Source organism: Bacteroidia bacterium, from assembly GCA_016218155.1.
Classification (GTDB): domain Bacteria; phylum Bacteroidota; class Bacteroidia; order Bacteroidales; family GWA2-32-17; genus GWA2-32-17.
Map to the genome: position 1 here is coordinate 1 of JACREQ010000014.1, position 6,259 is coordinate 6,259.

Annotated in this window: 7 protein-coding genes; 4 read left to right on the forward strand and 3 right to left on the reverse strand. The window is 29.6% G+C overall.

Features of this window, described 5'->3' with window-relative positions:
- Window positions 1-65: 65 nt before the first annotated feature.
- Genes HY951_02430 through HY951_02445 form a run of 4 tightly spaced genes read left to right on the forward strand, consistent with a single transcriptional unit; the run spans window position 66 to window position 3,152 of the window.
- A complete protein-coding gene (locus HY951_02430; protein MBI5538885.1) occupies window positions 66-995 on the forward strand; it encodes a hypothetical protein in 930 nt (309 codons plus the stop codon).
- Complete coding sequence (locus tag HY951_02435) at window positions 967-1,722, forward strand: hypothetical protein (protein MBI5538886.1); 756 nt, start codon at window positions 967-969, stop codon at window positions 1,720-1,722. Before HY951_02430 ends, HY951_02435 begins: the two co-directional genes overlap by 29 nt.
- Before the next feature lie 15 nt (window positions 1,723-1,737).
- Complete coding sequence (locus HY951_02440) at window positions 1,738-2,625, forward strand: hypothetical protein (protein MBI5538887.1); 888 nt, start codon at window positions 1,738-1,740, stop codon at window positions 2,623-2,625.
- Window positions 2,622-3,152 (forward strand): hypothetical protein, encoded by a 531-nt coding sequence (locus tag HY951_02445; GenBank protein MBI5538888.1) that lies wholly within the window; start codon window positions 2,622-2,624, stop codon window positions 3,150-3,152. Before HY951_02440 ends, HY951_02445 begins: the two co-directional genes overlap by 4 nt.
- Window positions 3,153-3,242: 90 nt before the next feature.
- Here the strand turns inward: HY951_02445 and HY951_02450 are convergent, their stop codons facing one another.
- From HY951_02450 to HY951_02460, 3 genes are all read right to left on the reverse strand, one after another.
- The gene (locus HY951_02450) at window positions 3,243-4,460 is read right to left on the reverse strand and encodes a T9SS type A sorting domain-containing protein (GenBank protein MBI5538889.1); all 1,218 of its coding nucleotides are present in this window, start codon (window positions 4,458-4,460) and stop codon (window positions 3,243-3,245) included.
- A 164-nt stretch (window positions 4,461-4,624) separates the two neighbouring features.
- Window positions 4,625-5,338 (reverse strand): hypothetical protein, encoded by a 714-nt coding sequence (locus HY951_02455; GenBank protein ID MBI5538890.1) that lies wholly within the window; start codon window positions 5,336-5,338, stop codon window positions 4,625-4,627.
- 10 nt (window positions 5,339-5,348) lie between these two features.
- The coding region (locus HY951_02460) for a hypothetical protein (protein ID MBI5538891.1) at window positions 5,349-6,259 on the reverse strand (911 nt) is incomplete at its 5' end.

Below are 6,259 nucleotides of genomic sequence, written 5' to 3' on the forward strand. Positions count from 1 at the left end.
AAAAATAATTGTAAATTTATATCGTTAATTTAATTTGTTATACAAAAATATCAATTTCTTAACCATTGTATAATTATAATATTTATACTGTTACATCAATACATAACCCTTCGGGCGGGATGCTAATGCCACAACGTAATTTTAATAGTAATAGCTATAGGTTCGGAGTACAGGGAAGTGAAAAAGATGATGAAATGACCGGACAAACTGGTAGCCATTTTACTACTTACTTTAGAGAAGCAGATTCACGAATTTTAAGATGGTGGTCAATAGATCCAAAAAATATGATAGTCCCAAGCGAAAGCCCTTATGAATATATGGGAAATAATTCGATATTTTATAATGATTTAAGGGGCGACACTGTTAAGAAAACTGTAACTTATAAAACAGATAATTCAGGTAATTACGTTTGGACAAAAAATGAATTGTCGTCAAATGCAGAAAAGATGCTAACTGATTATATGAAAACAGATGAGGGAAGGTCATATTATAGTCAATTCGCAATTAAAGGGCAAACAATTGGAGGTTACACTTTCACAGAAAGTGGCAAGTATAGTGATTATAATTTAGTAATTGCAGATTTTAATTTATCAAAAGAAACAGCTCTAACAAATCCAACAGCTAATATATTAGGTGTTTTTACTAATCAAATGGTAAATGGGAAACCAACTTTTTATACTGAAATAATGACAGTTAACCAAAGTGATGTTAAAGATTTAGTAAAGACACATGCTCATGAAAATCAATTACATGGATATGTTGCAAAATATGAGATAGATGCATTTAAAAAAGGAGGAAAAGAAGGATTCGATAAAGCTGTAAAGAAATATAATCCTACTGCTTATGGAGGTTTCGACCATAATGCATTAAGTAAAAAGAATTTGTCTCATGAAGGAGTTAAAAGATATTATACTATTAAAAATCAACTAATTAAATTAAATCCAAGTTATAAATCAGTTTTTGAGAATGACGAAAAGAGCAATCAATACAGATAAAATACTGAATAGTCTTTTAATTGTTTTATTATTAATCGGCTGCGTTAATAGTAAGAGGTCTTCAAATAATGAATATTTCTTACTTGCAACCGATTGTGATTACTCAAGTGAAATTAGATATGTACGAATAGACTCAGTTTTGTCAAATAATTTATATTATATTAAAGAAGAAATTTATATCGACAACAATATAAATCCAAGATATTTATTTAAATCTTTTGAAAAGAGACTTAATAATCAGGTATTAAAAATGAATATTGTTAAAGATTTTGAAAACAGAATAATTGATTCTACTTATATTCAATACTTAACTTTAAAAAATGATACATGTATATTATATTATTTTGACTTAAATAAATATCCACTTACTATTCCACCAAGTTCTACTGATTATATCTTTATAAATCATTATTTGAAAGAGTATAATTTATTTGTTATGATACAAGAACCTATAGGAATATCACCATATAGAATGATTTATTTCTATAATAAGAATTTTAAAATATATAAAGTTATCTATGAAGTTACAAATAGGACAACTAAATTAGCTAAAACTAGTTATTTTGAATTTTTATTAAATGATTTAGATGAACTAAATGTTAATTCTAAAGATTATTTAATGAAAAAATCTTACCCCTCAATTTTAAAAATAATAGAAAATGATGATTGTATTATTATGAAAAAGAAAGAATATAATGAATTAATAGGTATCCACATTAAAATCTAATCGGGCGGAATGCTAATGCCTAAACGTAATTGGCCAGGAAATTCCACTGTAAATGGTGGTTATCGATTCGGGTTTAATGGGAAAGAGAAAGACGATGAGATTACTGGTACGACCGGAAGTCATTTGGATTTTGGAGCAAGGATTTATGATAGCAGAATTTGTAGGTGGTTGGCTGTTGATCCATATCAGAAAAAATATCCATACTTATCTGGATATGCTTCATTTGAAAATAATCCTATTTCAATTGTTGATCCTGGTGGTGATACAACTTTATATTATTCTCAAAAAGGTCAATTATTATTTACCTCATATGATAAACTACCTGCTGCAATTACAATAGTTTCTGACAAGAATATTAAACAATTTACTATTCAGGTTGCATCTCTTAAAGCAGCAAATGTTCAAAATGATAATAAAGCGAATATTTTCTTAAGAAAAGAAGGAAAAACATTTGATGTAAATTCTTTAAGAACTTTTTATAATAGAAATACAGTTCCAGGGAAAGATAATAAAGTTGATGGGGAAGGTCCTGATTTATATGCTCCTAATTATTTTAACGAATCTTCAGGAAATTTATATCAAAAAGATGGTTTAATTAAACCAGGAGCAAAAGCAGAACCTGGAAGTTTAGCTACTGTAACGAGTTGGCCTGATATAGAGCCTGATAAAGGTGAAAAAGTCGGAAAAATACACCTTCATCCCAATGAAGGGCTTGCTGGCCCTCCTTTTAGAAAGCCTTTCTCATATGGACCAAGTACTAATGTTGATGTTATTAATGGAGGCAATATGAATGTGATTGTTGGTAGAGAGAATATTTATATTTATGGCAAAGATGCATATACTATATCAGTTAATAAAAAAACTTTACAATCTGGTAAACTAGATCCTGCAGTTAATCGATGAGAAAAGTAATCATATTATGTGTTGTTATAATTGTAGCACTTTTTCAAAATTGCTCTATTAATAATAATGAGATTCATTACGAAAGAAGACTTAATGAAGCTAAATGGTTATATTATGAATTAAATTTTAAAGATAAACATGTTACATGTGACCAAAAAACCCTTTATGATTCATCTATTTGTTTTATTGATGGTTTATTAATAGATACTCAAAGTATTGGTGACACTTTTGAGATTAGTATATTTACTACTTTATCAGGAAAAGAAAAATGTATGACTTATAATGGAATATTTTTTAATATTTTTGGTTTTTATCCTGAAACCGATACAGTTGTATACACTGGTAGTCCATTTATTACACGTTGCAGAGAACCTGAGTTAAATTTTTCTGATACAAGTTGGGAAAGCTTGGGTGTATATTCAAGAATAAAGCAAAAGGAGTTATTTAAAGAGTTTGTTGTTAAAAATGAAAATAAATTAAACAAATGGCTTAAAGAAGAGGTAAAAAAGCGTGGTTATATATATTGATAAACAGTCGTATAGAACTAACAAAAGTCAGGCTCACCGCTTGGCTTTGTGTATTTCAGCAATAAGGTATTGTTTTTAAGTTTTATTTAATCAATTACACAATATTTTAGTAGATCCAATTTTTACTCCACCATCATATACAACTAGCAAGTACATTCCATCGGTTAAATCCTCTTTATTTAGAACAAAAGTATTACAAGTTAAGTTTTCTATTTTCCGAAGTACCCTGCCTGTTAAATCTGTAAGTTCGAGGGTTCCATTGGTTAACATTTTTTTATTACCAAGAGTAATTGTTGTAAAGTCGGAAAAAGAGTTTGGATAAACTGAAAAACTATTCGTTTTATTTTCAGAAATAGATGTAACAAGATTTGTTCCTTTAATTATGGTTCCATTACTTCCAACAGCCCATGCATGATTATTATCTTTAACGCATAATGATAAAAGATTATTAGTTGTTGGAGATACTACTTGCTCCCAACCCACAAGACTAGTATTTATCGATTTTGAGATTAACCCATTTTCACCAACCGCTAATCCATTTTCGTAATCAAATAAATATACACCGTGCATTGGATAAGAAGTTCCCACAGCAATATCAATGTTAAAACAAGAGCTTCCTCCATCAGAAAGGATTAAGCTATTATCTCCAACAGCAACCCCAATTTGGGTGTCAATAAAAAAAATGTCATAGTAAGTAGGACATCCTGTTATGTAAGAAAAAGTAAACCAAAAATTTCCACCATTTGAGGTTCTTAAGGCATCTGAATTTCCAGATGTACCAATTGCCCAACCGTTGTTAGCATCAAGGAAAAATAAATCATTAACAAAGGTGCTAGTTGAGGCATCGGTCTGAACTATCCAGTTTTGACCACCATCAGTTGTTGCTATAATGTAGCCTGCACCCACATTGGTTCCGCCAATCCATCCAACATTTTGATTAATAAAATAAACCGATCTATAAGCTTCACCTGCTAATCCTGTTGTATGTGTCCAAGTTGTTCCTCCATTTATTGTGTGTAAAATAGTTTGATCAATTCCTACCACCCAACCAACAGTTGTTGAAACAAAGAATACCGATTTTAAATTTACAGTTACACCACTAACTTGCGGTGACCATGTTGTACCTCCATTTGTAGTATGTAATATTGTTCCAGCATTTCCAACTGCCCATCCATTGTTTATGTCAACAAATTGAACAGCGTAAAGATTCTGAATAGTTCCACTATTTTGCAAAGTCCACTGTTGAGATTTTCCAATATTGGATATTACAAAGAAAATTATAACAAATAAAAGATTTAAGATTTTCATATGGTAATTTTTTGGTTATTACAAATATATAAAAAAGAATGAAAGCTTAAAAAAATGAAAAAAAAGAAATAAGAATATGTCTTTTTTTTGCTTAATTCCTTTTTCCAAAAGCTTACCACCATTTTTGACTTTTTTATTTATTGTTTTAACGACGAAACCATCAATCAGCGAGGGATTATAAAAAATACTATTGGGTCAAGTTTCTTCAAAAGACCTGTTCTTAATTCAATCATAATATCTTTAATTATTATAGGATACTTTCTATCAGAATTCTCAATTATATTTTTATGTTGTAAATTAATAAGATTTCCCTTTATGTTAATTATTTCGATATCATTATCTTTTTTCAATACAATATCAAAAGATTTTATAGGGAATTTTATATTTATATCATAATTAACAATCTCTGCACTTAATACTCCTTTCTCTAAAACTTTTTCATAAATGTTATCTCCATTGTAATAACCCGAAAGTGAGACTGATATTGGCAAATCTTTTACATGAAATTTAATAGTTTGAATTTTAACTTTTTTAGGTTGAACATCATTAAAGAATGAAACTGAACCTCCGTAATGCAAACTATCTCCAATTATAAATCTGTACAAACTATTACCAGTTTTTATTATATATACATTTTCTGTTTCTATTATGACATTGTTTGTGTCTTCGAAACTAACTTCAAGATCATATGGTATATATCTTAATAAAATTGGGTTAACTATCTTTATTGAACTTTCAATATTCTGAGAAATATTATAATTAATTTTATTCTGCTTTTGCAAATATGATAATTCATTCTCATCTATTTGAGCAAATACAGTGAAGAACCCATAAAGATTAAAAAAAATAGTTAATGTAATAAATGACCAATTATTCATTTTAATTTCATTATTTTGGTAAAGTTGGAAGTACAGACGGATCTGGAGCGGAACCTCCTTCTTTTCTTATTTCAATTACATTTTTTGCTGCATTATTATAATCGGGATATCCCGGTAATTCAAAAGGATTTCCATAAATTTCTTCTTGCATTGGGTATACTCCATAACGTGCATTACCTTCATTTATTCTATCATCAGAATAACACTCTTCGATTTCATGAATTACCACACTTACTAAATTTAATAACGCCGCTTGCTTATCATCTTCTGTTTCTGCATCTTCTATTGCTTGAAATAATTCTGAAGCTATTTCAATAGGACTTGTATAATTACTACCAGCATTGTTTTGAGTATAGCCTCCTGCTCCATTTATCTCTACTGATGGTCTTATTTTTAAATCTGGTCCTCCAGTAGGTGAAAATGCATCAACTATTTTCCCTTTAGTAAGTGCATTGTTATAAGACTCATAACCGCTATACCCTGATGCTTTTTGATTTGCATAATGAGTATTTGCAATCATTGAACTAACAATTCTGTCGCTATTTGACATTTCCATTAAAGTACCCTTATTTGAAACTGAAGTTTGGGTCAAATACTTATATGCTGTAGGATATTTTGCTGCTAAATCTTCACCTTCTTTTCCAGTAGGCCATTTTATTTCGCCATTTATATCAACATATAGAATTGGAGAATTCCCAGCGAAATTATATGGACTTTCCGATGGTACTTTATTTGCTAATGGATCCATGCTTAATAATCTTCCAATTCTACTATCATAAATCCTAGCTCCAAAATCCAAATGGCTTCCAGTTGAGCCTGTAATTTCATCCTCTTTCTCCTTGCCATTAAATCCAAAGCGATAACCACCATTTACAGTGGAATTACCTGGCCAATTACGTTGTGGCATTAGCATCCCGCCCG